We start from the raw sequence: 24,650 nt of genomic DNA on the forward strand, positions 1-24,650 counted from the left end.
AAATGGCGCGCATCAAGACAATTCCCGGCGATCTCAACCGATCGTTAACCATAATTCGAAAGGTTGTCTCAACATTCATTACCGATTTGTTGAGCCCTTTCCATGCATCGCTTTTTCGTCCTGGCCTGCATCGCCCTCACGGCCGCCCTCTCCGCCTGCAGCACGACCAGACAAGCCCCTGACACATCGATCAAGACCTCCTCGGTGATCGTCCCCGAGGAGCACAAACTCGCCTATGCCCGCGACGAAGCGGTGCCGCGCATGACCGGCTGGCACCATCTGGCAGGACGGACGCTGGAAGTCTCCTCGCTCGCCGATCTCAAGCTGCAGGATAAGGAAGTGATCCTCAGCTTCGACGACGGCCCGATCCCCGGCCGGACCGACAAGGTGCTGGCGATCCTCGACCAGTTCGGCGTCAAGGGCGCATTCATGATGGTCGGCGCGATGGCGGAGATGCACCCGGCGCTCGCCCGCAAGGTGGCGATGGACGGCAATACGATCGGCAGCCATACCTATGACCATGCCGACCTCAGCTCGCTGAGTTTCGATGCGGCGATGGCGGAGGTGATAAAGGGCCAGCTGGCGGTGACCAAGGCGACGGGAAGCGACGTCTCCTTCTTCCGCTTCCCCTATCTCTCCGAGAGCCACAGGCTGCGTGCCGCGATCGCCATGCGCGACATGGTGGTCATGGATGTCGACATCGACAGCAAGGACTATTTCGCCACGACGCCGGCCTCCGTCACGCAGCGGACAATGGACCAGTTGCACAAGCGCGGCCGCGGCATCATTCTCATGCATGACATCCATAAGCGCACGGCGAAGATGCTGCCGACCCTGCTTTCGAAACTCGAAGCCGAAGGCTATAAGGTTGTGACGCTGAAGTTCAAGAAGACGCAGGCGCCGACCAATCTCGTCGCTTCGGCCGATTTCGTGATGACCCGCTAACGCGGGTTGTCAAGTCGAGACCGGCTGCCTAGATCTGATCGACGTCAACGGAAGCCGGTAGGGACATGAACCTTCATCTCGAAGCGGACGAGGATCCGCGCACCCGCCAGTTCATCGACGAACATAACGCGCTGTCCGACGCGGCATTGAGGACGCCGGGATTCGCTGAGGATCGCGACGCGATCAAGACTCTGATCGAGCGTCAGGACCGGCTGATCGTGCCGATGCGCCGCGGCGGGTGGCTGTTTGATTTCCGTCAGTCCAAGGACAATCCGCTCGGCGTCTGGCTGCGCCTGCCGGCCGATCAGCAACCGTTGCCGGAGGCCGATTGGGAGGAGGTCTTCGATCTCGACGCCTTCTGCCTCAGCGAAGGCAAGCGCTGGACCTGGCGCGGCGTCATCACCTGCCCCTGGGAACCGACGCGCGTGCTGCTCACGCTTTCGGACGGCGGCTCGGACCTTGTCCGCCTGCTCGAATTCGACGCAGAGAACAAAGAGATCGTGACGGGCGGCTTCGACACGCCGGCGGCGCGATCGCATGCCAATTGGCTAAGCCGCGACGAGATCTGCTATTTCGGCTCCATCGACCGATTTTCGGCGACCCGTTCGGGATGGCCGCGCGTCGGGCGGCGATTGAGACGCGGGCAGCGGCCGAAAGATGCCTCCATCCTCTTCGAAGCCGCCGACGAGGACGTCTATGGCTTCAATCTCGTAATCGACCCTGCCCTGTCGGGCACCTCAGCGGATGCCGGCTTGATCGACATCTTCGTCGCCGCGCACGAGATCGGCGTCGCCAGCGCCTATCTGATATCCGATGACGGCAGGCAACAGCGCATCGACCTGCCTAAGGAGGCGGACTTTCAGTTCAACCACGATCGCTGCCTCTGGCGGGCAAAGACCGACGAGCGCGTTCCGACAGGCAGCCTGGTGCTGCAGCGCTTCGATCCGAACTCTGAGACAGTTCCGCTCGGGCCGGAGCGGATCTTGTTTCAACCCGGTGAAGCCCAGTCGATCTCGCAGATGATGCTGATGCGCGAGTGGTGCGTGTTCATCGTCTCCGACGGGCTGCGCCCGCGTCTCATGGTGCTCGACCTGACGAAGCCCGATGCCGAACAGCGGGAAATCGCGCTGCCGGCGGATATCCAGACGGCTCATTTCAGGCCGCTCCATGCGGATCTGCATCTCGGCGACGACACGCTCTACATCGTCGGTCAGGGTTTCCTGCAGCCACCCACCTGCTATCGCCTCGAACTCTCCGATCGCAGCAAGCCGCCCGAGCCGGTGTTGACCGCCGTGGCGCCGAGCTATTTCGATGCGACCGGCATGTCATCCGAGCTGCTGGAGGCGGTTTCCGAAGATGGAACGAGGGTTGCCTATCGGCTGGTCCTGCCGAGACAGTGGGCTAGGGGCGCGCTGCCGGTGCTGATTTACGGTTATGGCGGCTTCGACGTTGCGCTATCGCCGAATTATTCCGGCGTGACCGGTCGCTGGCTTGAGCAAGGCGGCGCCTATGTACAGGCTTATATCCGCGGCGGCGGTGAATTCGGGCCCGACTGGTATCGCAGCGCCAAACGGCAGGGGCGAGACAGGGCCTTTGCCGATTTCGTCGCCATCGCCCGCGATCTCGTCGCCCGCGGCTACACCGTGCCGTCGCGGATCGCCTGCCAAGGCGGCAGCAATGGCGGTCTGCTGACCGGCGTAATGCTGACGCGCTACCCGCACGATTTCGGCGCGATCTGGTGCCAGGTGCCAGTGCTCGATATGACCCGCTTCCACCTGTTCAGCGCAGGGCAGGCCTGGATGGACGAATATGGCGATCCGGACGTTCAGGTCGATCGGGACTTCATGCTCGGTTATTCGCCGCTTCACAATGTCAGGCCGGCGAGCGAGATCGCCTATCCGCCGATTTATATCGAAAGCTCCACCAATGACGACCGTGTGCATCCCTCGCATGCGCGCCGCTTTGCCGCGCGGCTGGAGGAGGAAGGACACAAGCCGCTCTTTCATGAATTCGGCCTGGGCGGGCATGGCGGCGACGGCGATTCGCAAGAGCGCGCCGCCCGCGCGGCGATGGGTTACAGCTTCCTTCGCCAAACTATCATGAGATAGACGGCCATCATGGGGTAGGATGAAGCAATAGAATGAAGGGAGAGCTTGTCGGCGCTCCTCTTTCTGCTACAAGACGCGCAATAAATCATACTTTTCACAGGTTCGAGCGAAACACCATGTCCCCCATCAATCTCGCCATCGTCGGCGTCGGCAAGATCGTCCGCGACCAGCACCTCCCGTCCATCGCCAAGAACGCCGATTTCAAACTCGTCGCCACGGCCAGCCGTCACGGCACGGTCGACGGCATCAACAGCTATACGACGATCGAGGCGATGCTCGACGCCGAGCCTTCGATCGACGCCGTTTCGCTCTGCATGCCGCCGCAGTACCGCTATGAGGCCGCTTATAAGGCGCTCGTCGCCGGCAAGCATGTCTTCCTGGAAAAGCCGCCCGGCGCGACGCTGAGCGAAGTGGCCGACCTGGAGGCGCTTGCCGGAAAGCAGGGCGCGTCACTTTTTGCCAGCTGGCATTCGCGCTATGCGCCGGCGGTCGAAGCCGCCAAGGCGTTTCTTGCCTCGACGACGATCAAGAGCGTTCATGTGATCTGGAAAGAGGATGTCCGCCACTGGCATCCGAACCAGGACTGGATCTGGCAGGCCGGCGGTCTTGGCGTTTTCGATCCCGGCATCAACGCGCTGTCGATCGTCACCCACATCCTGCCGCGGCCGATCTTCATCACCGAGGCGGTGCTCGAATTTCCCGAAAACCGCGATGCGCCGATCGCCGCCGACATTCATTTCCGCAATGCCGACGGCCTGCCGGTCCGCGCCGAATTCGACTGGCGCCAGACCGGCAAGCAGAGCTGGGACATTGTCGCCGAAACGGCAGCCGGCCAGATGGTGCTTGCCGAAGGCGGCGCCAAGCTTTCGATCAACGGGACGCTGACCTTCGCCGAACCGGAGCAGGAATATCCCTCGCTCTACCGTCGCTTTGCCGAAATCATCAAGGCCGGCAAATCGGATGTCGATCTGGCGCCGCTGCGCCATGTTGCCGACGCCTTCATGCTCGGCAAGCGGAAATTCGTCGAAGCCTTCCACGATTGAGCCACTTGGCGGTCCTTGCCCGTCAGCCCGACGGCAAGGACCTGGAGGGGCCTGCTCAGGCCTTCTTCTCCCACCGTCCTTCCGGCGTCTGCTGCCAATAGGTGAGGTTATGCCCCTCGCCTTTCAGCCTCTTCCATTGCGCGCGCGCCGCTTCCAGTTGCTCCTGATCGTGACCGTCGAACATGAACACGATGCGCTCGTAAGGGTCTGCCGGCGGCGGCTCGGCGCCGTCGACGATGAAACGCACCGTCGCCGCATTGGCGTTGTCCGACGTGACCGTCAAAAGCACCGGCTGGTTCTCGGCGAAATCGGCCTGGTCGGTGCCGTGCGGCAGGAAACTCTCTTCGCGGAACGTCCAAAGATGCGCATCGAGGGCATCGCGCCGCGCCGGCTCACGCGTCTGAACGGCGACGCGCCAGCCGCGCTCGACGCTTTTGTCGATGAGCGGCGGAAGCGCGTCTTCCAGCCTGGTTTCGGTCAGATGATAGAAGAGAATGTCGGTCATCAGGCTTCATAATGGGCGCGGACGAGCTCGTCGAGCAGGCGCACGCCGAAACCCGATCCCCAGGACTGGTTGATCTCGTCCTGCGGCGAGCCCATCGCCGTGCCGGCGATATCGAGATGCGCCCAGGGCGTCTCCTGCACAAAACGCTTGAGGAAATGCGCCGCGGTGATCGAGCCGGCCTGGCGGCCGCCGGTGTTCTTCATGTCGGCGAACTTGCTGTCGATCAGCTTGTCATAATCCTTGCCGAGCGGCATGCGCCAGAGTTTCTCATTGGTCGAAAGGCCGGCTGCCGTCAGCTGGCCGGAAAGCTCATCGTCATTGGAAAACAGACCGGCATGAACATTGCCGAGCGCCACGACGATCGCGCCGGTCAGGGTGGCGAGATTGATCATGAACTGCGGCTTGAAGCGATCATTGCAATACCAGAGCGCGTCGCAGAGCACGAGGCGGCCCTCGGCATCGGTATTGATCACCTCGATCGTCTGGCCGGACATGGAGGTGACGATGTCACCGGGACGCTGGGCGTTGCCATCAGGCATGTTCTCGACCAGGCCGATGATGCCGACGGCGTTGACGGCCGCCTTGCGGGAGGCGAGCACATGCATCAGCCCGGTCACGGCTGCGGCGCCGCCCATATCGCCCTTCATGTCTTCCATCCCGGCGGCCGGCTTGATGGAAATGCCACCGGTATCGAAGACGACGCCCTTGCCGATGAAGGCGACGGGACGATCCTTGGATTTGCCGCCTTTCCACTGCATGATCGCGAGACGCGGCGGGCGCACGGAACCCTGGGCGACGCCGAGCAAGGCGCCCATGCCAAGACGGCGCATTTCCTTCTCGGTCAGGATTTCCACGTCGACGCCGAGCTTTTCCAGCTCCTTTGCCCTGGCGGCGAATTCGACGGGGCCAAGTGCATTCGGCGGCTCGTTGACAAGGTCACGGGCAAGATTGACGCCGCCTGCGATCGCTTCGGAATCGGAAAATGCCTTCTTGGCGCCGGTCGCATCGGCGGTGACGATCGTCACCTTGACGGGTTTCGCCGGTTTCTCCTCGTCGTCATTCTTCTTTGTCTTATAGGCGTCGAAGCTGTAGCCCCGTAGCAGCATGCCGAGCGCAAAATCGGCGGCCGCGCGCGCGTCCGTCGTCAGGCCGGGAACGTCGAGGAAGACGGCCGCCTTGTCGGTATTCTTGATTTTCGATGCCGCAGCACCGCCGGCCTTCAGCCAGTCGTGGGCGGTGAGTTCGGCGGCCTTGCCAAGCCCGAGGACGACGATGCGTTCGACCGGCGCACCTTCCGGGGCGACGATATCGAGCGCGGCCATGGATTTAGCGGAGAATCGAGCGATCTTCGCAGCTTTGGCGATCACGCCTGCCGGATCGGCCGTTTCAGCGCCTGCTGCACCGTCGGCCTCTGCAGTCTTCAGCAGGATCGCCAGCCCGCCATGGAGCTTCGCCGACTTCGAGAATGAAATTTCAAACTTTGCTGACATGTCTTCTCCGCTGGGATTCTCTGAAATCCGTCCCTGGCGGATAATTTCGCGTTTGTCGGGTCTGTCAATGGCTTGCGACACTTGTTATGGTCGCCCGCGGCCGTCCAGGCTCACATGTTTTCGTCAGTTTCGTAGATATTCGCGTTGGCAGTTTTTTCGAAAAATCGATGGCGGGGCCCGGTGATCCGCCTGCCGAAGACGAGTTTCGGTGCATTCATGCTGTTGTTCTGGGCGTGGTGGGGGCTGCTGATCGTCTTCCGCGCCTTCCCCGGGATCGACATCTATTTTTCCCAGCTTTTTTTCGTTGGCACCGAGTGCGACGCGACCGTCTCTGCCGGAAGCATCTGCGGCGGCTTTCCCTATCGCGACTCGGGAAACTTCGACCTGCTGCGCACCATCTTCTTCCGCCTCCCCTATGTCGTCGCGATCGTAATGGCGTGGAAACTCATCGAATGTTACCAGCAGCACGGCGCAACCTTCAACGCCGAGCGGGCGCGCAAGCTCAAAGTCGCCTTGGGAACGCTGCTGATCGGGCCGGTGCTGCTCGTCAATGTCATCCTGAAGGAACATTGGGGCCGGCCGCGGCCGGTGCAGACGGATATTTTCGGCGGCGCCCTGCATTTCGTCGAAGCCGGTTCGCTTGCCGGCAAATGCGTTTCAAACTGCTCCTTCGTCTCCGGCGAGGCGGCGAGCGCAGGATGGCTGTTCTGCCTGCTGCTTTTCGTCCCGAAATCGCTGCGCTACGCGCTGGTGCCGCCCATCGCCGCGATCTCGATCCTTACGCCGGCCATGCGGCTATCCTTCGGCGCGCATTACCTCTCCGACGTGACGCTCGGATGGCTGTCCTCGCTTGTCGTCTTCGCAGCGCTGCTGGCGTTAACTGAGTCGCAACAGAGCCAAAAAAATTCTGAAATTTGAATGAATTTTTGACACCTGCTTGTCGCAAAAGCGCGACAAAGAGCGTAGAGGGATTCTCCTGCAAGCCGTTTGGGGCCTGCAGGTGCTTTCAAGGGCCGGCATGAAACTACTCGAGACATACATATTGCGGCGCGTCGGCCAGATGTTTCTCGTGGCGCTCCTGCCCGTGCTGGCGATCATTTGGACGACACAGGTGCTGCAGCGCATCAACCTCGTCACCGACAGCGGCCAGTCGATCGGGTCGTTCGCCAAGCTGGCGACGATGATCCTGCCGTCGATCATTCCTGTCGTGCTGCCCTTCGCGCTTGTCATCGCCATCACCCAAACGCTGACGACGATGAACAACGATTCCGAGCTGACCGTCATCGACGCGGCCGGGGCACGGCGCAGCATTCTGATCCGCCCGATCCTGTTGCTTGCCGCCGTCATCAGCGTCTTTTCCTTCTTCGTCGACAATATCGTCGAGCCGCGGGCAAAGACCGTGGCGCGTCAGATGATCGCCGAAACCTATGCCGATCTTCTCTCCTCGGTTATCGAGGAAAAAACCTTCCGCAAGATCGACGAGGGGCTCTATGTGCAGATCTCGAAGCGTCTGGCGGGCCGCATGCTGAAGGGCCTGTTCGTCGCCGACGAGCGGGACCCGGCCTACGAGCTGATCTATTACGCCAAGGAAGGCGCGGTCGACGACACCGGCACGACGCTGATCATGCATGACGGCGAGGTGCATCGCAAAACGCCAGACGGCAACGTCTCGGTCATCAATTTTGATTCCTATTCCTTCGACCTCTCTGACATGACGGAGAGCCGCGGTCAGGCGACGCTGAAAGCCAGCGACCGCGACCTGTGGTTCCTGTTCAATCCGGATCCGAACGACAAAGACTATACGATCCGGCCGCAGAGCTATCGCGCCGAACTGCATCGGCGACTGACGGACTGGATCCTGCCCGTCGTCTTTGCCCTGTTTTCGCTGGCGATCGCCGGCGATGCGCGGTCGCATCGCGAAGCACGGCTGCATCCGATGGTGAGCGCGCTCGCCTATGCCTTCGCGTTCCGATGGGCTGCGTTCTACGCGGCGAACCAAATCGACACCGATCCGGAATATATCGCCGTTCTCTACGCCATCCCGATCGTCAGCAGCATCGTTTCGATCATCTTCCTCAGCATGCACAAGCGGCTTGTCATGCCTTCGTTCATCCGGGAGCGGATATCGGCTTCCTGGAGACGCACGCAGGAAAGACTGCTTGCCGCGACCAGCAGGTCCGGCGGGGGCGCTGCCCAATGATGTTCGGAACATTGTCGCGTTATTTCTTTCGCCGCTACCTGGCGACGACGGGCTGGTTCCTGATCGGCGTGTCGGCGATCGCCTTTCTCCTCGATTTCAGCGAGACGGCGGGCCGCATGTCCGGCCTGCCCGGCTACACCATCGGTGGCGGCATCGTGATGACCGCCGTGCGCCTGCCGCTCATCCTGCAGCAGACAATCCCCTTCATCGCGCTCTTCGTCGGCATGACGGTGCTGATCGGGCTCAATCGCAAATATGAGCTCGTCGTTACCCGCGCGGCCGGCATCTCGGTCTGGCAGTTCATGTTTCCCTTCATTGCCGGTTCGCTGGCGCTCGGCGTGCTGACGATGACTGCGCTCAACCCGCTTGCCGCCTGGGGGCAACGCCAGGCACTGCTCGTCGAATCCGACTGGCGCGGCGAAAACGCGGTTCTGCGTAAGGCACCGCAGATTCCGTGGCTGCGCCAGATCAGCGGCCGCGACGATGTCATCATCGGCGCCCAGACGGTCCAGGAGAACGGCACCAAGCTGGTTGACGCCGTGTTGATCCATTTCGATTCAAGCGGCCGAGTCATTCTGAGACAGGATGCCGCCACGGCAAAGTTGGAAGATGGTTACTGGCAGCTTAACGGTGTCGTTGAGCGTAAGCCTGGGGAAATCCCGCTGCGCAAAGCTTCGGTCCAACTTCGCACCAATCTGAAACAGGATTTCGTCCAGGAGCGGCTGACAGCGCCGGAAACAATTGGTTTCTTTGACCTTTCCAACCGCATCGCGGCGGCCAAATCCTTCGGCATCTCGACCAAGGCATTGGAGACGCAATTCAACTCTCTGTTGTCCCAGCCATTGCTGCTGGTGGCCATGACTCTCATTGCTGCAACAGTGTCCCTAAAATTTAGCCGGTTCAACCAATCCCGCCCCGTGATTCTGGGTGGAATCCTGTCAGGCTTCATGCTTTATGTCATCACCGTGCTTGTAAAAGCATTCGGAAGCAGTGGAGTCGTGCCTCCCTTCGTGGCGACCTGGATACCGGTGGTCGTCGCGCTGGCCTTGGGCGCGACTATTTTGCTTCATCAGGAGGACGGCTAGTGGCGGTAGGCGACCGCAAGTATTTTAGTAAACAACTGGTTGCCCTGCTTGTCGGTGCGGCTCTATGTTCCTATTTCGGCAGCGCCCCGGCATCCTACGGCCAGACCAGCACGCCTGAGCAAAATATCGAGAATAAGATTCCCGAAGGCGCCAAGCTGCTGCTTTCGGCCAATGAACTCGTCTATAATCGTGACGCCGACCTCGTCTCGGCGGTCGGCGGCGTGCAGATCAATTATGGCGGCTACAAGATGGTCGCGCAGAAGGTCGAGTACAATCAGAAGACCGGCCGGATGATGGCGATCGGCAATGTCGAGCTCGTCAGTCCCGACGGCAACCGCATCTACGCCGACAACCTAGACGTGACCGACAATTTTGCCGACGGGTTCCTGAACTCGCTGCGCATCGAGACCTCCGACAATACGCGTATCGTCGCCGAAAGCGGCGAGCGTGTCGGCGGCACGAAGATGATTCTCAACAAGGGCGTCTACACCGCCTGCCTTCCCTGCGCCGAAGATCCGAAGCGTGCGCCCTTCTGGCAGGTCAAGGCCAAGCGCGTGATCCAGAACGGCGAGACCCATACGATCCGTCTGGAGCGGGCCCGCTTCGAGCTGCTCGGTTACCCGATTGCCTTCGTGCCATTCATCGAGGTTCCCGACAATACGGTGAAACGCAAGTCCGGCTTCCTGTTCCCGACGATGAGCCTGTCGCAGAATCTCGGCTTCGGTCTTTCCATTCCTTATTATTACGTGATCTCGCCGAGCATGGATGCGACGGTCACCGCAACCGGCTACACGGCCCAGGGCTTCCTCGTCGAAGGCGAATTCCGTCAGCGCTTCGAAAACGGCACGCATATCCTGCGCGTCGCCGGCATCGACCAAGCGAGCCCGGGCAATTTCAGCTCCGGTACGAGCGATGCCGAAGCCGAACAGCGCGGCATGGTGGCGTCAAAGGCGGAGTTCCGCATCAATCCGCGCTGGACGTTCGGCTGGGACGTCATGATGCAAAGCGACAACAATTTCTCGAAGACCTACAAGCTCCGCGGTCTGAGCGGCACGGATCGCACGAACCAGATATACCTGACCGGACTCGGCAAACGGAATTATTTCGACATGCGGGCGTTTTATTTCGACGTCCAGGATGCCGACCGCACGAACACCGCCGAAAAACAGCAGGCGATCGTCTATCCCGCCCTCGATTATCATTATGTCGCTCCCCAGCCGCTTGCAGGCGGCGAACTGTCCGCGGATGTCAACCTGACGAATATTTCGCGCACACATGGCGACTTCTATACTGTCGACGGATTCGACCGCTTCCGCGGCCTGAAAGGCCAGACGTCGCGCCTGACCGCCGAACTTCAATGGAAACGCACCTACGTCACGCCGACCGGCCTGGTGATCACGCCGCTTCTGGCCGCGCGCGGCGACGCTTTCGCGCTCAATATGAACGATCCGACCGGTTACGCCGGCAATTACCTCGACGACAATTCCGCCACCCGTTCGATGCTCACGGCCGGGTTGGAGGTGCGTTATCCAATTCTGATGACGACGGAAAACAGCACGCATATCCTCGAGCCGATCGCGCAGATCTACGCCCGTCCCGACGAGCAGCTCGCCGGCCGGCTGCCGAACGAGGATGCACAAAGCTTCGTCTTCGATGCCACGTCGCTTTTCGATCGTGACAAGTTCTCAGGCTACGACCGTATTGAAGGCGGCACCCGCGCCAATGTCGGCGTCCAGTATACCGGAACGTTCGACAGCGGTTACAAGCTGCACGGCATCTTCGGCCAGTCCTATCAGATCGCCGGCCGGAACTCGTTCGCCACCGATGACCTCGTCAATGTCGGCGCGGATTCCGGCCTCGAAACCGACCGCTCCGATTATGTCGGCCTCGGCGGGGTCGAAACGCCATACGGTGTGTCCGTCGCCGCCTCCTATCGTCTCGACGAGAAGGATTTCGAGTTCCGGCGCGGCGACCTGACGACCGCATACCAAAACGACACCTTCCAGACGCAGGTGACCTACACCCATCTCAGCGCCCAGCCGGCCTACGGCTTCGCCGAGGACAATGACGAGATCCAGACCAGCAGCAAAGTCAAGTTCAAGGACTACTGGTCGATCTTCGGCGGCATCGCCTGGGATCTGAACAATGATGTGATCAGTCGCCGGACGCTCGGCCTTTCCTATGAGGACGAATGCACGATCTTCACGATCGCCTATACGGACAGCAGGGATTCCGAAGACGAGTCGGCAAGCGACTGGACGATCGGCGCGCGGCTGACGTTCCGCACGCTCGGCGACATCAAGATCGGCTCCGATACCCTCTCAAACTAGCAGGCGGACGGCGTAAACATGGCCGCAAGTCATTCTTTCGCCGTAAGCCTGTGCAGGACATTGCCGCCAGCCGATATCTGAGGCATAGGGGATTCGCGCCGTGACGGAAGCGATTTCCGCGTGTCTCGCACTGTGGTAAGAACGCCGCGAACAACGTCTCGCGGCGCTATTGGGAGGTCAACAGATGATTGACGCGAAAAAAGCCATAACCGCCTTTCTCGCCGGCGCAGCGCTTGCCTTGCTGACGGGCCTTGCCGGCCCGGCGCTGGCAGCAAGCGAAGTCCAGGCCGTGGTGAACGGCACTGCCATCACCAGCGGCGATGTCGCCAAGCGACAGGCGTTCCTGCGCCTGCAGCATACGGCAGCCGATGCCAAGACCGCCAAGGAGCAGTTGATCGACGAAACGCTCAAGCGGCAGGAGGTCGCCCGCGTCCATATGTCGGTTTCGCAGCAGGACGTCGATGCGTCTTTCGCGCGCTTTTCGGCCGGCAACAAGCTTTCCGTCGAGCAGATGTCGCAGATCCTCGATCGTGCCGGCGTCGGCGTCGACCATTTCAAAGGCTTCATCGCCGTGCAGATGAGCTGGCCGCGTGTCGTCAATGCGCGTTACGGCTCGACCTCGCGGCTGTCGAATTACGATCTCGTCTCGCGCATGATGCAGAACAACAAGCAGAAGCCGGTGACGACGGAATATATGCTGCAGCAGATCATCTTCGTTATTCCGCAAGCCAAGCGCGCCGCCATCACCGGCAAGCGAAAGGGCGAAGCCGAGGCGTCGCGCTCGAAATTCCCCGGCTGCGACCAGGCAAAGGTCTTCGCCGCAACGATGCGCGATGTCGCAGTGCGCGACCTTGGCAGGATGCTCGCTCCCGAGATCCCGCCGGATTGGAAGCCGCTCGTCGAGCAGGCCAAGGGCAACACGACCGGCACCCGCGTTACCGACAAGGGCGTCGAATACCTGGCGATCTGCAGCCAGCGCCAGGTCTCCGACGACCAGGCCGCTGAAATGGTCTTCCGTCAGGAGGATCTCGACAAGTCCAAGGCCGGCAAGAACGGTCCGCCGGAGAATGAGAACAGCAAGAAATACCTGGATGAACTGCGCAAGAAGGCGCAGATCGCCTATCGCTGACCGACGATGGCGACACCGTTCTCACGACCGCTTGCACTGAGCCAGGGCGATCCCGCCGGCATCGGGCCGGATATCACGCTGATGGCCTGGCTTCGGCGGCGTGAACTCGGGCTCCCGCCTTTTTTCCTGATCGGCGATCCTGATGTCTTGGCCTTGCGAGCCCGCCAGCTCAACCTGGCGGTTTCCATCCGTGAGATCGCCAGGGCCGACGAGGCCATCGGCATGTTTGCCGATGCGCTTCCCGTCATCAACGTGCCTGTTGGCATTGAGGTCGTGGCCGGTGAACCGCATGTGGCAACGGCGAAAGGCACGATCGCGGCGATCGAAAAAGCCGTATCGCTTGTCATCGGAGGCGAGGCGCTCGCGGTCGCCACCAATCCGATCGCCAAGGCCGTTCTCTATGAGGCGGGCTTCCGCTTTCCCGGCCATACCGAATTTCTCGCCGATCTGGCTGCCAGGGCAACCGGCAGCCCGGTGACCCCTGTCATGATGCTGTCCGGACCGAAGCTCAGGGCCATTCCCGTCACCATTCACATTCCGCTTCGGGACGTGCCGCAGGCGCTGACGGAGGAATTGGTCATGGAAACCTGCAGGATCGCTCACGACGATCTGAGGCAGCGCTTCGGTATCGATGCGCCGCGGCTCGCGGTTGCCGGCCTCAATCCGCATGCCGGTGAAACCGGGACGATCGGCAGGGAAGACGAGGATGTCATCCGCCCGGCCATCGAGCGCCTGCGCGACGAGGGCATTGACGCCATCGGCCCCCTGCCCGCCGATACGATGTTCCATGACGAGGCGCGGGCGCGATACGACGTCGCCATCTGCATGTATCACGACCAGGCCCTGATCCCCGCCAAGGCGCTCGGCTTCGACGACAGCGTCAACGTCACGCTCGGACTTCCGTTCGTGCGCACCTCGCCGGATCACGGCACCGCTTTCGGCATTGCCGGCAAAGGGCTGGCGCGCGAGCAGAGCCTCGTTGCGGCGCTGAAGCTCGCCTTTCACCTCGGCCGCACTTGGGAAAGCCGCCGCTGATGGCAGCACTCGATGGCCTGCCGCCGCTTCGCGACGTCATTCAGCGTCACGGCCTCGATGCGCGAAAGGCGCTCGGGCAGAACTTCCTGCTGGATCTCAACCTGACGCAGAAGATCGCCCGCACGGCCGGCGCGCTCGAAGAAACGACCGTGATCGAGGTCGGCCCAGGCCCAGGTGGGCTGACGCGCGCGATCCTGGCCCTCGGCGCCAGGAAGGTGGTCGCCATCGAGCGGGACACGCGCTGCCTGCCGGCTCTCGCCGAGATCGCCGATCACTATCCGGGCCGGTTGGAGGTGATCGAAGGCGATGCGCTGAAGACGGATTTCGAGTCCCTGGCGCCGGAAGGCCCGGTCAAGATCCTCGCCAACCTGCCCTACAATGTCGGCACGCAGTTGCTGGTCAACTGGCTGCTGCCGAGGGCTTGGCCGCCGTTCTGGCAGTCGCTGACGCTGATGTTTCAGAAGGAAGTCGGCGAGCGTATCGTCGCCAGCGAGGACGACGACCATTTCGGCCGTCTCGGCGTGCTCTGCGGCTGGCGGACCGAGGCGCGCATGGCCTTTGACGTGTCACCGCAAGCCTTCACGCCGCCGCCGAAGGTGACGTCTACGGTGGTGCATCTGACGCCCCGGGAAAATCCCATCCCCTGCTCCGTCGCCAATCTGGAAAGGGTGACGCAGGCCGCCTTCGGCCAGCGCCGCAAAATGCTGCGCCAGAGCCTGAAGTCCCTCGGCGGCGAGAGTTTGCTCGTCAAGGCCGGGATCGATCCGGCGCGGCGAGCGGAGACGTTGTCCGTCGAGGAATTCTGCCTTCTGGCAAACAGCCTTTAAAGCGCCCTCAACCGCTGCGCAGCCTTGCGCGATATGCTTTTAATTTAGAGCGACGGCGTCTCTTCCAGCAATCCACGGACGAAATCGAACATGCCATGGCGGCGGTCGCGGCGCAGGCGTTCGGCCTTGACGATCGACTGGACGGAGTCGAAGGCGGCGTTGAGATCGTCGTTGACGATGACATAGTCATATTCGCGCCAGTGGCCGATCTCGGCGCGGCTGTTGGCAAGACGCGTCTGGATGACCTCCTCGGAATCCTCAGCGCGGCGATGCAGCCGCGACTGGAGTTCCGTCATGGTCGGCGGCAGCACGAAGATCGAGACGACGTCGGCCGACATCTTCTCCTGCAATTGCTGGGCGCCCTGCCAGTCGATGTCGAAGAGCATGTCACGTCCCTCGGCCATGGCTTGCTCCACAGGCTCACGGGGCGTGCCATAGAAATTGCCATGCACCTCGGCCCATTCGAGCAGCGCGTCGCTATCGCGCAGCCGCTCGAACTCGCGCACACTCTTGAAGTGGTAGTGCACATCCTCGACTTCGCTCGGGCGGCGCTGCCGCGTGGTGACGCTGACGGAGAGGCCGATTTGCCTGTCCTGCTCCAGCAGCGTGCGCGCGATGGTAGACTTGCCGGCGCCGGACGGCGACGAGATGACAAGCATCAGACCGCGACGGGCGATCTGCACGGGCGAGGATTTCGCCGGTTTCATGTCCTACTCCAAATTCTGGACCTGCTCGCGGAACTGGTCGATCACGACTTTCAACTCGATGCCGGCGGCGGTAACCGCCGAGGCATTCGACTTCGAGCAGATGGTATTCGATTCGCGGTTAAATTCCTGTGCAAGGAAGTCCAGCCGGCGTCCGGCAGGTCCGCCTTTCACCAGGAGATCGCGCGCTGCAGCGATATGCGCCTTCAGGCGGTCGATTTCCTCGCGCAGATCCGCCTTGGTCGCCAACAGCGCGGCTTCGGCATGCAGTCTGTCGCGGTCGAGCGCGGCCATGCCGTCCATCAACAAGGCGACCTGTGCCGCGAGCCGGGAGGCGATCTCCTGCGGCGAGCGCGAGGGATCCGTCTCGATCGTCCGCGTCAGGCCCTCGATCGTTGCGACGTGGTCGAGAAGGATGCGGGAGAGCGCCGCGCCTTCCTGCTCGCGCATCGCCCGGAGGTCGGCAAGCGCGCCCATGAGGCCGGCGGCAATATCGGCATCCCGGGCGGCCAGCGCCTCCTCGCCGTCCTCACCCTCGCGGAACTCCACGATGCCGCGCACCAGAAGCAGCGTATCGAGCTTCAGCGGCGCCGGATCGATTACGTCCACCAGCTGCTCGCGCATCGCAAGCACGGCGGCAAGCGCTTGTCTGTTCAGCACCGCCTCGAAACGGTTCTCGTCGGCAGTGACCGAAAGCGAAGCCTGCAGGTTGCCGCGGCTGAAACTTTCGCCGGCAAGGCGGCGGACCTCCGCCTCCATGCGTTCAAGGCCGGGCGGCAGGCGCAGGCGCAGGTCGAAGCCCTTGCCGTTGACCGAGCGCAACTCCCATGCCCAGCGCCAGCGGCCGCTCGTTCCCTCGCGCCGCGCAAAACCGGTCATGGACTGCAAAGCCATGCGAGCCTCCCGAAATCTGTCAGTTGATCTTCTTTTTCTTCGGCGGCACGACAGTTGCGCCGTTCTCGCCCGGCTGCTCTTCCGGCTGGCCATCGACCGCAATGTTCGGATCCGAACCCTTGTCAGCCTCGAGCTTGCGCCAGCGCTTGACGTTGGCATTGTGCTCTTCGAGCGTCGCGGCGAAAACGTGGCCGCCAGTGCCGTCGGCGACGAAATAGAGATCCTGGGTTTTCCAAGGGTTGGCGACGGCTTCCAGCGCATCCTTGCCGGGATTGGCGATCGGCGTCGGCGGCAGACCCTTGATGACATAGGTATTGTAGGGCGTGTCCCGCTTCAGGTCCGACTGGTAGATCGGCCGGTCGGCCGGCTTTCCCTCGCCCCCGAAGAGCCCGTAGATGATCGTCGGATCGGACTGCAGGCGCATGCCCTTGCCAAGCCGGTTCAGGAAAACGGAGGCGACATGGGCACGTTCGTCGGGAACGCCGGTCTCCTTCTCGACGATGGAGGCGAGGGTGACGAATTCTTGCTTGGATCGCAGCGGCAGCGAGGAATCACGCTTGTCCCAGACCTGATCGACGAGCTTCTGCTGTGCCGCCGCCATCTGTTCGATGATTTCCGAACGCTTGGTGCCACGCGAGAACTTGTAGGTGTCAGGACGCAGGCTGCCTTCGGCCGGCAGTGCGGCCGGCAGGTCACCTTCCAGGACCGGATCCTGCAGCATCCGGTCAAACATCTGGCGAACCGTCAGGCCTTCGGGGAAGGATACCGAATAGAGAATGGACTTGCCCGATTTCAGCAGCTCCATGATATCGCTCATGGAGGCTTTCGCCTTGATCTCGTATTCGCCCGCCTTCAAGCTCTCGCCGGCGGAAAGATGCGTCGCCGTCAGATATCGGAAGATGCGGGCATCGGAGATGATCGCATTGCGCTCGAGGTTCGAAGCGATTTCGGCGAGACCCGCGCCGTTGCGGACGATGAAATTGGTGTTCGTCTGCAGCGGACCCGGGCTCTGATAGGTCGATGTCGCGTAGTAGAAGGCGATGACCGCGACGACGCAGACCAGGACCGCCATCGTCATGATGAAGTTCAGAAAGAGGACGATCTGGCTGCGCGCGTTCCTGGAGCGCTTCGGCGGCTCCGGAACACGCTCCGGACGCAGGGCCTCGTTCGGCGACTTCGGGATGATCGGTCCCTTCTGCGCTTGGCTGTCGTTGCTCTGGTTCGTCGTATCGCTCACCGGCAATCCTCTAAAACTTGGCCCTCATTCCGCTATTTCGCGAAGCAATGCGGCAAAAGCAGGTTCTGCCACAGTTCAACGAAGCCGCTGCCGGTCGTTCAACTCCAGCGCGCCCGCTATGGCAAGCCCTTTACTGCGCGTAACGGCGCAGCACGAGCGACGCGTTCGTGCCGCCGAATCCGAACGAATTGGACAGGGCCACGTTGATTTCTCGCTCGCGCGCCTTGTGCGGAACAAGATCGATCGCCGTCTCGCGTTCGGGATTGTCGAGATTGAGCGTCGGCGGCGCGATATTGTCACGAATGGCCAGCGTCGCGAAGATCGCCTCGATGGCGCCGGCCGCGCCGAGAAGGTGTCCGGTCGCCGACTTGGTTGAGGACATGGAGATCTTCGACGCCGCATTGCCGACCAGCCGCTCGACCGCTCCGAGTTCGATCGTGTCGGCCATGGTCGAAGTACCATGGGCGTTGATGTAGTCGATATCGGCCGGCGTCAACCCGGCGCGCTTCAGCGCCATCGCCATGCAGCGACCGGCCCCCTCGCCGTCTTCGGACGGCGCGGTGATATGATAGGCATCGCCCGATAGGCCGTAACCGACGACCTCGGCGTAAATTCTGGCGCCGCGCGCCCTGGCATGTTCCAGCTCTTCGAGCACGACGATGCCGGCGCCCTCGCCCATGACGAAGCCGTCTCGGTCGCGGTCATAGGGGCGCGAGGCCTTCTGCGGATCGTCGTTGTGCTGGGTCGACAGCGCTTTGCAGGCGGCAAAGCCTGCGAGCGAAATGCGGCTGACGGGGGATTCCGTGCCGCCTGCGACCATGACGTCGGCATCCCCAAGCGCGATCAGCCGCGCGGCATCGCCGATCGCATGCGCGCCCGTCGAGCAGGCGGTGACGACCGAATGATTGGGTCCGCGCAGCTTGTGGCGGATCGACACCTGACCGGAAACCAGATTGATCAGGCGGCCGGGAATGAAGAAGGGGGAGATACGGCGCGGGCCCTTGTCGCGCAGGGTGTAGCCTGCCTCGACGATGCCTTCGATGCCGCCGATACCGGAGCCGATCAGCACGCCGGTGGCGATCTGGTCCTCGTCGCTCTCGGGATGCCAGTTCGCGTCGGCAAGCGCCATGTCGGCGGCGGCCATGCCGTAGATGATAAAGGGATCGACCTTGCGCTGTTCCTTCGGCTCCATCCACTGATCGACATTGAAGGTGCCGTCGGCGCCGTCACCGAGCGGAATACGGCAGGCGATCTTGGCGGGAAGGTCGTCGACCTCGAATTCGGTGACGAGGCGGGCGCCGTTCTGGCCGGCGAGCAGCCGCGACCACGTCACCTCAGTCCCGCATCCCAAGGGTGATACCATGCCGGTACCAGTGATGACGACACGTCTCATCGCGTGCTTCCCCCGTCTCTTATGTTCTATGGAGAAATAGGCCGAAAAGAAAAGGGCGGACTCCAGGCCCGCCCTTTCTCAAATCTACAGGATCAGGCCTGGGCCTTCTCAATAAACTTCACTGCATCGCCAACCGTCAGGATCGAGTCGGCAGCGTCGTCGGGGATTTCAACGCCGAATTCTTCTTCGAAAGCCATGACAAGTTCGACCGTGTCGAGCGAGTCGGCGCCCAGATCGTCGATAAAGCTGGCGCTCTCGACGACCTTGTCGGCATCGACGCCAAGATGATCAATAACAATTTTCTTTACGCGTTCTGCGATATCGCTCATGTCGGTTTCCTCGACCTTATGTCCTGATCGGAATGCCGTTGCGGCACCCCTACCCTGTTTCAGCCTGCGATGTATTCAGACATCCTCGGCAAACTCGTTTACCCGGCTTCAGAGATTTCCGAGGCTTGCGAAAAGCCCGCCGGTCCGTCTGCTTTCTCGGGACGACTGTTCACAGTCATGGCCCGCTTAACATGGTTTAAGTCTGCCGCAAAGCCAGAAAATCAACGCTTCGTGATTGCTCAACATGCTATTGGCGGAATTATCCCTGCGCCGATGGTTTGTCGTTTCAGATCATCGCCATGCCGCCGTTTACGTGCAGCGTCTGACCGGTCATGTAGGCAGCCTCGGAGGACGCAAGATAGGCAACCGCCGAAGCGACTTCGCCGCCCGTGCCCATCCGCTTCATCGGGATCGCCCCCATGATAGCTTCCTTCTGCTTATCGTTCAGCTTGCCGGTCATGGCGCTTTCGATGAAGCCGGGTGCGACACAGTTGACGGTCACGTTGCGGGTGGCGATTTCCTGCGCCAGCGACTTGGTGAAACCGATCATGCCGGCCTTGGAGGCGCAATAGTTGGCCTGCCCCGGATTGCCGGTAACGCCGACGACGGAGGTGATGTTGATGATGCGGCCATAACGGCGGCGCATCATCGGGTGCGTCAACTCGCGCGTCAGGCGGAACGTCGACGTCAGATTGACTTCGAGGACGGCGTCCCAGTCCTCGTCGCTCATGCGCACGAAGAGGCCGTCCCTGGTGATGCCGGCATTATTGACGAGGATATCGACGCCTTCGAGTTCGGCTTCGGCCTTCTGGCCGAGCGCCTTGACCTCGTCGCGGTCCGACAGGTTGGCCGGGAAGATCTTGACGCGCTCGCCGAGCTCGGCCGCCAGCGCTTCCAGCTTCTCGACGCGGGTGCCGTGCAGGCCGACGATGGCGCCCTGCTTATGAAGAAGGCGGGCGATTTCCTCGCCGATACCACCCGATGCGCCGGTGACGAGAGCCTTGCGGCCGGAAAGATCGAACATGGAAACGTTCCTTATATCTGGAGATATCAATCAGGCCATGAGGGCGGCGACGGCCGCGTCGATATCCGCCGGGCCGCCGATGGAGATGCCGTTGACTGTTTTGTCGATGCGGCGAGCAAGACCGGTCAGCACCTTGCCGGAACCGAGTTCATAAAGCGTGGTGACGCCATTGCCGGCGAACCACTCCACGGTCTCGCGCCAGCGGACCTGGCCGGTCACCTGTTCGACCAGGAGGTTCGCGATCTCGTCGGCACCGGTCACAGGGGCGGCGCGAACATTGGCGATGAGGGGCACGAGCGGATCGGACTTGGCGACCGTCGCCAGCGCCGCGCGCATGGCCTCGGCCGCAGGCGCCATCAGCTTGGAATGGAAGGGAGCCGAGACGGGCAGCAGAATGGCGCGCTTGGCGCCCTTGTCGGTTGCCAGACCGGCGGCCTTTTCGACGGCTGCCTTCTCGCCCGAAATGACGATCTGGCCTCCGCCATTGTCGTTGGCGATCTGGCAGGCGCCGGTGGCGGCGGCCTCTTCGCAGACGGCGGCGACATCGGCATGTTCCAGCCCGATGATCGCCGCCATGGCGCCGATGCCGACGGGAACGGCGGCCTGCATGGCATTGCCGCGAATGCGCAGCAGCCGCGCCGTATCGGCGAGTGAAAAGGTGCCGGCGGCGCAAAGTGCCGAATATTCGCCGAGCGAGTGGCCCGCGACATAGGCGACCTTGGACTTCAGATCCAGCCCCTTGGCTTGGAGAACACGGACCACGGCGATCGAGACGGCCATCAGCGCCGGTTGGGCGTTCGCCGTCAAGGTCAACGTGTCCTCCGGACCGTTGAACATGACGTCCGAAAGCTTTTCACCGAGCGCCTCGTCGACTTCTTCGAAAACGGCGCGGGCTTCCGCGAAATTCTCGGCCAGATCCTTGCCCATGCCGACGGCCTGACTGCCCTGGCCGGGAAAAGTGAAAGCAATGGTCATTCTGATGTCCCTGATTGCGCCCCTGAGGCTGTTTTGCCTCCAATTGACATTCTTTCCGGCAGAGTCAAGTGGCGGCACCTTCTGCGCAAAGCCTTTCGCCCCGGCGCAAAAGCCCGGTTTTTGCTCTTGCGCTCTGTCGAATCCGGCCTAGATTTGCCCGGTCCTCCCAAGGCTTCCATCTCCAGATCGTTCCCAGGGTTTTTTCTCCATGAAGTACAAGTCACTCGGCCGCACAGATATTTCCGTTTCAGAAATCTGCCTTGGCACCATGACCTGGGGCTCGCAGAATAGCGAAACCGACGCGCATGCGCAGATGGATTACGCCGTCGAAAAGGGCGTCAATTTCTTCGATACCGCCGAGCTCTACCCGACAACGCCGGTCTCGCCCGAAACGCAGGGCTGGACCGAAGACTATATCGGCAGCTGGTTCAGCAAATCAGGCAAGCGCAGCGATATCGTCCTGGCCACCAAGGTCGCCGGCCGCGGCCGCGATTATCTGCGCGGCGGCGAGGGCGCGAATGCAAAAAACGTCCGCCTGGCGCTCGAAGCCAGCCTGAAGCGGCTGCAGACCGATTACGTCGATCTCTACCAAGTCCACTGGCCGAACCGCGGCCATTTTCACTTCCGCCAGAACTGGGGCTACAATCCGTTCACCCAGGATCGCGAGAAGGCCGTCGCCAACATGCTCGAGATTCTGGAGACGCTCGGCGCGCTGGTGAAGGAGGGCAAGATCCGCGCGATCGGCCTTTCCAACGAAACCACCTGGGGCATACAGAAATATCTGACGCTCTCCGAACAGAAGGGCCTGCCGCGCGTCGCCAGCGTCCAGAACGAATACAATCTGCTCTACCGCCATTTCGACCTCGATCTCGCCGAGCTCTCGCACCACGAGGACGTCGGACTACTCGCCTATTCACCGCTCGCCGGCGGCATACTGACCGGCAAATATGTCGATGGCGGCAGGCCGAAGGGGTCGCGCGCTTCGATCAATCCCGACATCGGCGGTCGCCTGCAGCCGCTGCAGGAGCCGGCAACCAAGGCCTATCTGGAAATCGCTGTCCGATACGGTCTCGACCCGGCGGCCATGGCGCTCGCCTTCTGCCTGTCGAGACCCTTCATGACATCGGTCATCATCGGCGCGACGTCGATGAAACAGCTCGATACTGACCTGAGTTCCGTCAATCTCAAGCTGTCGATCGAGGTTTTGGCTGAAATCGAAAAGGTTCACCGCCAGTACCCGATGCCGATGTGAGGCAAACGGAGATCCCGCAATCGATGCGGCCATTCGCGGTCGGAACCCTCCCGCCGAGCGAACATCGCCCAGCCCTCGCACCACGAACTGCAACGACGAGTTCACGCTCCGGAGGCGATTTCGCTTCTCCGTTCTCGGCATTTCAGCTAGATTTATATAGTTCTGGCGGCGCCGCAGGAGCGCTCACCCCGTGGAACGAAAGCTAGCAGTGATACTTGCCGGCGACGTTGCCGGTTACACTCGCCTTGTTGCAGCCAACGAGGAAGACGCCCTTGCGACACTCAGTGTCTATGGCGCCACCATCGGTGATCTGGTGCGCGAGCATGGCGGGCGGATTTTCGGCAGCGCCGGAGATAGCGTGGTCGCCGAATTCCACAGCGCAGTACAAGGCGTCCGTGCAGCCGTCGCGATCCAGCGCGCCCTCCATCGCCGAAATGCGGACCTGCCTGTGGATCGACGCATGGAGTTCCGCCTTGGGCTCAACCTCGGCGATGTCGTCGTCTCCGGAGACAACTTGCTTGGCGACGGCGTGAACGTCGCCGCCCGCCTTCAAGAAGTGGCGCTGCCTTCAGGTATCTGCATTTCCGGGGCTTTGCGGGAGCAGATCGAGGGCAAGCTGGACTTTCCGCTCGTGTCGATGGGCGATCGCGCTCTGAAAAACATTCCCCGCCCCGTGCCCGTGCATCGAGTTGACTGGAGCCGCGAGGATCCTGTTGAAGCGGGGGTGCTCGGCGGACCACTCAGACTGCCTGACAAACCCTCGATCGCCGTATTACCCTTCGTCAACATGTCCGATGACCCGGAGCAGGAGTTCTTCGCCGATGGCTTGACCGAAGACATCATCACGGCGCTCTCGCTTTATCGCTGGTTTTTCGTCATCGCTCAGAACTCGTCCTTTGTGTTTAAGGGGCGCGCGGTTGATGTGAAGCAAATCGGGCGCGATCTCGGCGTGCGCTATATCGTAGAAGGCAGCGTGCGCAGGGTCGGGATGCGTATTCGCGTCACAACCCAGTTGATCGAGGCGGAAAGCGGCGTGCACCTCTGGGCACAACGCTACGACCGTGAAATCGCCGATATCTTCGCCATTCAGGACGAACTTACCCAAAACGTCGTCGGGGCCATCGAGCCTGAAATCCTTATCGGCGAGAGACGCCGTGCGCTGCTGCGAACCACGGACAACCTGGATGCCTACGAGAGCCACATGCGCGGCACCTGGCTGCATAACGCACAGGATACGGCCGAGCATTTCACCGAGGCCATCATCTGGCATCGGCGAGCCATCGAACTCGATCCCAGCTTTGCGCGCGCCCACATGATGTTGGCCCGCTCGCTCTACGCCCGCTGTCTCCGCGGCTTCAGCGACGACGTCGACAGGGACAGTACTGAACTTCGCCTCGAGGCAGAGCGTGCTGTCGCGCTCGACCCGCGCGATCCCTACTCTCATTATGTTATGTGCCTCGGCCATTTTGCGGCCCATAACGCTCCAGCCGCGGTCGAGGCGTCCCAGTAGGCGATCGATCTCAACCCCAATTTTGCACTAGCGCATATGGCGTTGGATGGGCTCGCATTTTCGCCGGCCATTTCGCCGAAGCCTGCGACCCGCTCCACATGGCCCTGCGGCTCAGTCCGCATGACCCCTTTACCTATCTCTTTTTCGACCGACTAGCGTTGTCTCATTACCATCTCGGCAACTACGAGGAGGCCACTCACTATTCCGAACGCGGACTGTCGCTCCGCCGCGCCTATTTCAACCGACTCGTGCTCCTCGCGAGTCTAGGACAGCTCGATCGCCACGACGAAGCGCGGCGGCTAATACCGGAAATTCTAGCACACGCACCGATGGACCTCGAACACTACTGGAAGTTTCTGACACCATATGTCGCCACCAACCACTACGACCATTTCGTCGACGGTTTACGCAAAGCAGGACTACCTTTGTTGAACTCGCCGCGAGAACAATGCTGACTGTCCCTTGCGTTTCGCGCAAAAATCCGTATAAGCGCGCCTGTTCGTTAGCCCGGTCTTCTGGCTGGTGGCTGAACGGAGGGCCGGTTTCCTCTCGGAAATCGTTCGGAACGGAAGCGTTCCAGCCTCCCGTGTCTCCGCTCTCGACCGTCTCGGAAACGCTTTTCTTGCCTGGGTCAG

Annotated in this window: 22 protein-coding genes; 13 read left to right on the forward strand and 9 right to left on the reverse strand. The window is 61.8% G+C overall.

Annotated elements, in window-relative coordinates; translation table 11 throughout:
• Nucleotides 1–102: 102 nt before the first annotated feature.
• From PYR71_RS21850 to PYR71_RS21860, 3 genes are all read left to right on the forward strand, one after another.
• Complete coding sequence (locus tag PYR71_RS21850) at nt 103–945, forward strand: polysaccharide deacetylase family protein (RefSeq protein WP_275620798.1); 843 nt, start codon at nt 103–105, stop codon at nt 943–945.
• Nucleotides 946–1,010: 65 nt separating this feature from the next.
• Complete coding sequence (locus PYR71_RS21855) at nt 1,011–3,053, forward strand: prolyl oligopeptidase family serine peptidase (RefSeq protein ID WP_275620799.1); 2,043 nt, start codon at nt 1,011–1,013, stop codon at nt 3,051–3,053.
• A gap of 116 nt (nt 3,054–3,169) precedes the next feature.
• Complete coding sequence (locus tag PYR71_RS21860) at nt 3,170–4,096, forward strand: Gfo/Idh/MocA family protein (RefSeq protein ID WP_183915048.1); 927 nt, start codon at nt 3,170–3,172, stop codon at nt 4,094–4,096.
• Nucleotides 4,097–4,151: 55 nt separating this feature from the next.
• Here PYR71_RS21860 and PYR71_RS21865 read toward each other — a convergent pair whose 3' ends face one another.
• Together PYR71_RS21865 and PYR71_RS21870 are read right to left on the reverse strand one after the other, a co-directional pair.
• On the reverse strand, nt 4,152–4,601 hold the full coding sequence (locus PYR71_RS21865) for a DNA polymerase III subunit chi (RefSeq protein WP_275620800.1): 450 nt from the start codon (nt 4,599–4,601) through the stop codon (nt 4,152–4,154).
• Nucleotides 4,601–6,091, reverse strand: coding sequence for a leucyl aminopeptidase (locus tag PYR71_RS21870; protein WP_275620801.1), 1,491 nt, complete (start codon nt 6,089–6,091; stop codon nt 4,601–4,603). The genes PYR71_RS21865 and PYR71_RS21870 overlap by 1 nt, the downstream gene beginning before the upstream one ends.
• Before the next feature lie 144 nt (nt 6,092–6,235).
• Here PYR71_RS21870 and PYR71_RS21875 point away from each other — a divergent pair, with 144 nt between their 5' ends.
• The 7 genes from PYR71_RS21875 to rsmA all read left to right on the forward strand — a co-directional run bounded on the left by PYR71_RS21875 (nt 6,236) and on the right by rsmA (nt 14,697).
• The gene (locus PYR71_RS21875; RefSeq protein WP_275620802.1) at nt 6,236–7,009 is read left to right on the forward strand and encodes a phosphatase PAP2 family protein; all 774 of its coding nucleotides are present in this window, start codon (nt 6,236–6,238) and stop codon (nt 7,007–7,009) included.
• Between the two features lie 100 nt (nt 7,010–7,109).
• Nucleotides 7,110–8,291, forward strand: coding sequence for an LPS export ABC transporter permease LptF (lptF, locus tag PYR71_RS21880; RefSeq protein ID WP_183915055.1), 1,182 nt, complete (start codon nt 7,110–7,112; stop codon nt 8,289–8,291).
• Complete coding sequence (gene lptG / locus PYR71_RS21885) at nt 8,288–9,376, forward strand: LPS export ABC transporter permease LptG (RefSeq protein WP_064682109.1); 1,089 nt, start codon at nt 8,288–8,290, stop codon at nt 9,374–9,376. Before lptF ends, lptG begins: the two co-directional genes overlap by 4 nt.
• Nucleotides 9,376–11,706 (forward strand): LPS-assembly protein LptD, encoded by a 2,331-nt coding sequence (locus PYR71_RS21890; protein WP_275620803.1) that lies wholly within the window; start codon nt 9,376–9,378, stop codon nt 11,704–11,706. Before lptG ends, PYR71_RS21890 begins: the two co-directional genes overlap by 1 nt.
• 184 nt (nt 11,707–11,890) lie before the next feature.
• On the forward strand, nt 11,891–12,835 hold the full coding sequence (locus PYR71_RS21895) for a SurA N-terminal domain-containing protein (protein ID WP_275620804.1): 945 nt from the start codon (nt 11,891–11,893) through the stop codon (nt 12,833–12,835).
• A gap of 6 nt (nt 12,836–12,841) precedes the next feature.
• Nucleotides 12,842–13,870, forward strand: coding sequence for a 4-hydroxythreonine-4-phosphate dehydrogenase PdxA (gene pdxA / locus PYR71_RS21900; protein ID WP_275620805.1), 1,029 nt, complete (start codon nt 12,842–12,844; stop codon nt 13,868–13,870).
• The gene (rsmA, locus tag PYR71_RS21905) at nt 13,870–14,697 is read left to right on the forward strand and encodes a 16S rRNA (adenine(1518)-N(6)/adenine(1519)-N(6))-dimethyltransferase RsmA (protein ID WP_275620806.1); all 828 of its coding nucleotides are present in this window, start codon (nt 13,870–13,872) and stop codon (nt 14,695–14,697) included. The genes pdxA and rsmA overlap by 1 nt, the downstream gene beginning before the upstream one ends.
• Nucleotides 14,698–14,741: 44 nt before the next feature.
• Here rsmA and gmk read toward each other — a convergent pair whose 3' ends face one another.
• From gmk to fabD, 7 genes are all read right to left on the reverse strand, one after another.
• Nucleotides 14,742–15,404 carry a guanylate kinase gene (gmk, locus tag PYR71_RS21910; protein WP_097580303.1) on the reverse strand — a complete coding sequence of 221 codons (663 nt, stop codon included), beginning with the start codon at nt 15,402–15,404 and terminating at the stop codon, nt 14,742–14,744.
• A gap of 3 nt (nt 15,405–15,407) precedes the next feature.
• Nucleotides 15,408–16,295 carry a YicC/YloC family endoribonuclease gene (locus PYR71_RS21915; protein WP_275620807.1) on the reverse strand — a complete coding sequence of 296 codons (888 nt, stop codon included), beginning with the start codon at nt 16,293–16,295 and terminating at the stop codon, nt 15,408–15,410.
• 19 nt (nt 16,296–16,314) lie between these two features.
• The gene (gene mltG / locus PYR71_RS21920; RefSeq protein WP_275620808.1) at nt 16,315–17,532 is read right to left on the reverse strand and encodes an endolytic transglycosylase MltG; all 1,218 of its coding nucleotides are present in this window, start codon (nt 17,530–17,532) and stop codon (nt 16,315–16,317) included.
• A 130-nt stretch (nt 17,533–17,662) separates the two neighbouring features.
• Nucleotides 17,663–18,925 carry a beta-ketoacyl-ACP synthase II gene (gene fabF / locus PYR71_RS21925; RefSeq protein ID WP_183915068.1) on the reverse strand — a complete coding sequence of 421 codons (1,263 nt, stop codon included), beginning with the start codon at nt 18,923–18,925 and terminating at the stop codon, nt 17,663–17,665.
• Nucleotides 18,926–19,017: 92 nt separating this feature from the next.
• Entirely contained in the window at nt 19,018–19,254 is a 237-nt protein-coding gene (locus PYR71_RS21930; protein WP_003547058.1) for an acyl carrier protein, read from the reverse strand.
• 286 nt (nt 19,255–19,540) lie between these two features.
• A complete protein-coding gene (fabG, locus tag PYR71_RS21935; protein WP_010061153.1) occupies nt 19,541–20,278 on the reverse strand; it encodes a 3-oxoacyl-[acyl-carrier-protein] reductase in 738 nt (245 codons plus the stop codon).
• Between the two features lie 30 nt (nt 20,279–20,308).
• Nucleotides 20,309–21,253: an ACP S-malonyltransferase gene (fabD, locus tag PYR71_RS21940; RefSeq protein WP_275620809.1), complete on the reverse strand. Its 945-nt coding sequence runs from the start codon at nt 21,251–21,253 to the stop codon at nt 20,309–20,311.
• Nucleotides 21,254–21,461: 208 nt separating this feature from the next.
• On the opposite strand from fabD, the gene PYR71_RS21945 reads away from it, so the two are divergent.
• The 3 genes from PYR71_RS21945 to PYR71_RS21955 all read left to right on the forward strand — a co-directional run bounded on the left by PYR71_RS21945 (nt 21,462) and on the right by PYR71_RS21955 (nt 24,470).
• Entirely contained in the window at nt 21,462–22,505 is a 1,044-nt protein-coding gene (locus tag PYR71_RS21945; protein WP_275620810.1) for an aldo/keto reductase, read from the forward strand.
• 190 nt (nt 22,506–22,695) lie between these two features.
• A complete protein-coding gene (locus PYR71_RS21950; RefSeq protein WP_275620811.1) occupies nt 22,696–24,015 on the forward strand; it encodes a hypothetical protein in 1,320 nt (439 codons plus the stop codon).
• A gap of 98 nt (nt 24,016–24,113) precedes the next feature.
• On the forward strand, nt 24,114–24,470 hold the full coding sequence (locus tag PYR71_RS21955) for a hypothetical protein (RefSeq protein WP_275620812.1): 357 nt from the start codon (nt 24,114–24,116) through the stop codon (nt 24,468–24,470).
• Nucleotides 24,471–24,650: the final 180 nt, after the last annotated feature.

The organism is Rhizobium mulingense, assembly GCF_029194105.1.
GTDB classification, from domain to species: Bacteria; Pseudomonadota; Alphaproteobacteria; order Rhizobiales; family Rhizobiaceae; genus Rhizobium; species Rhizobium mulingense.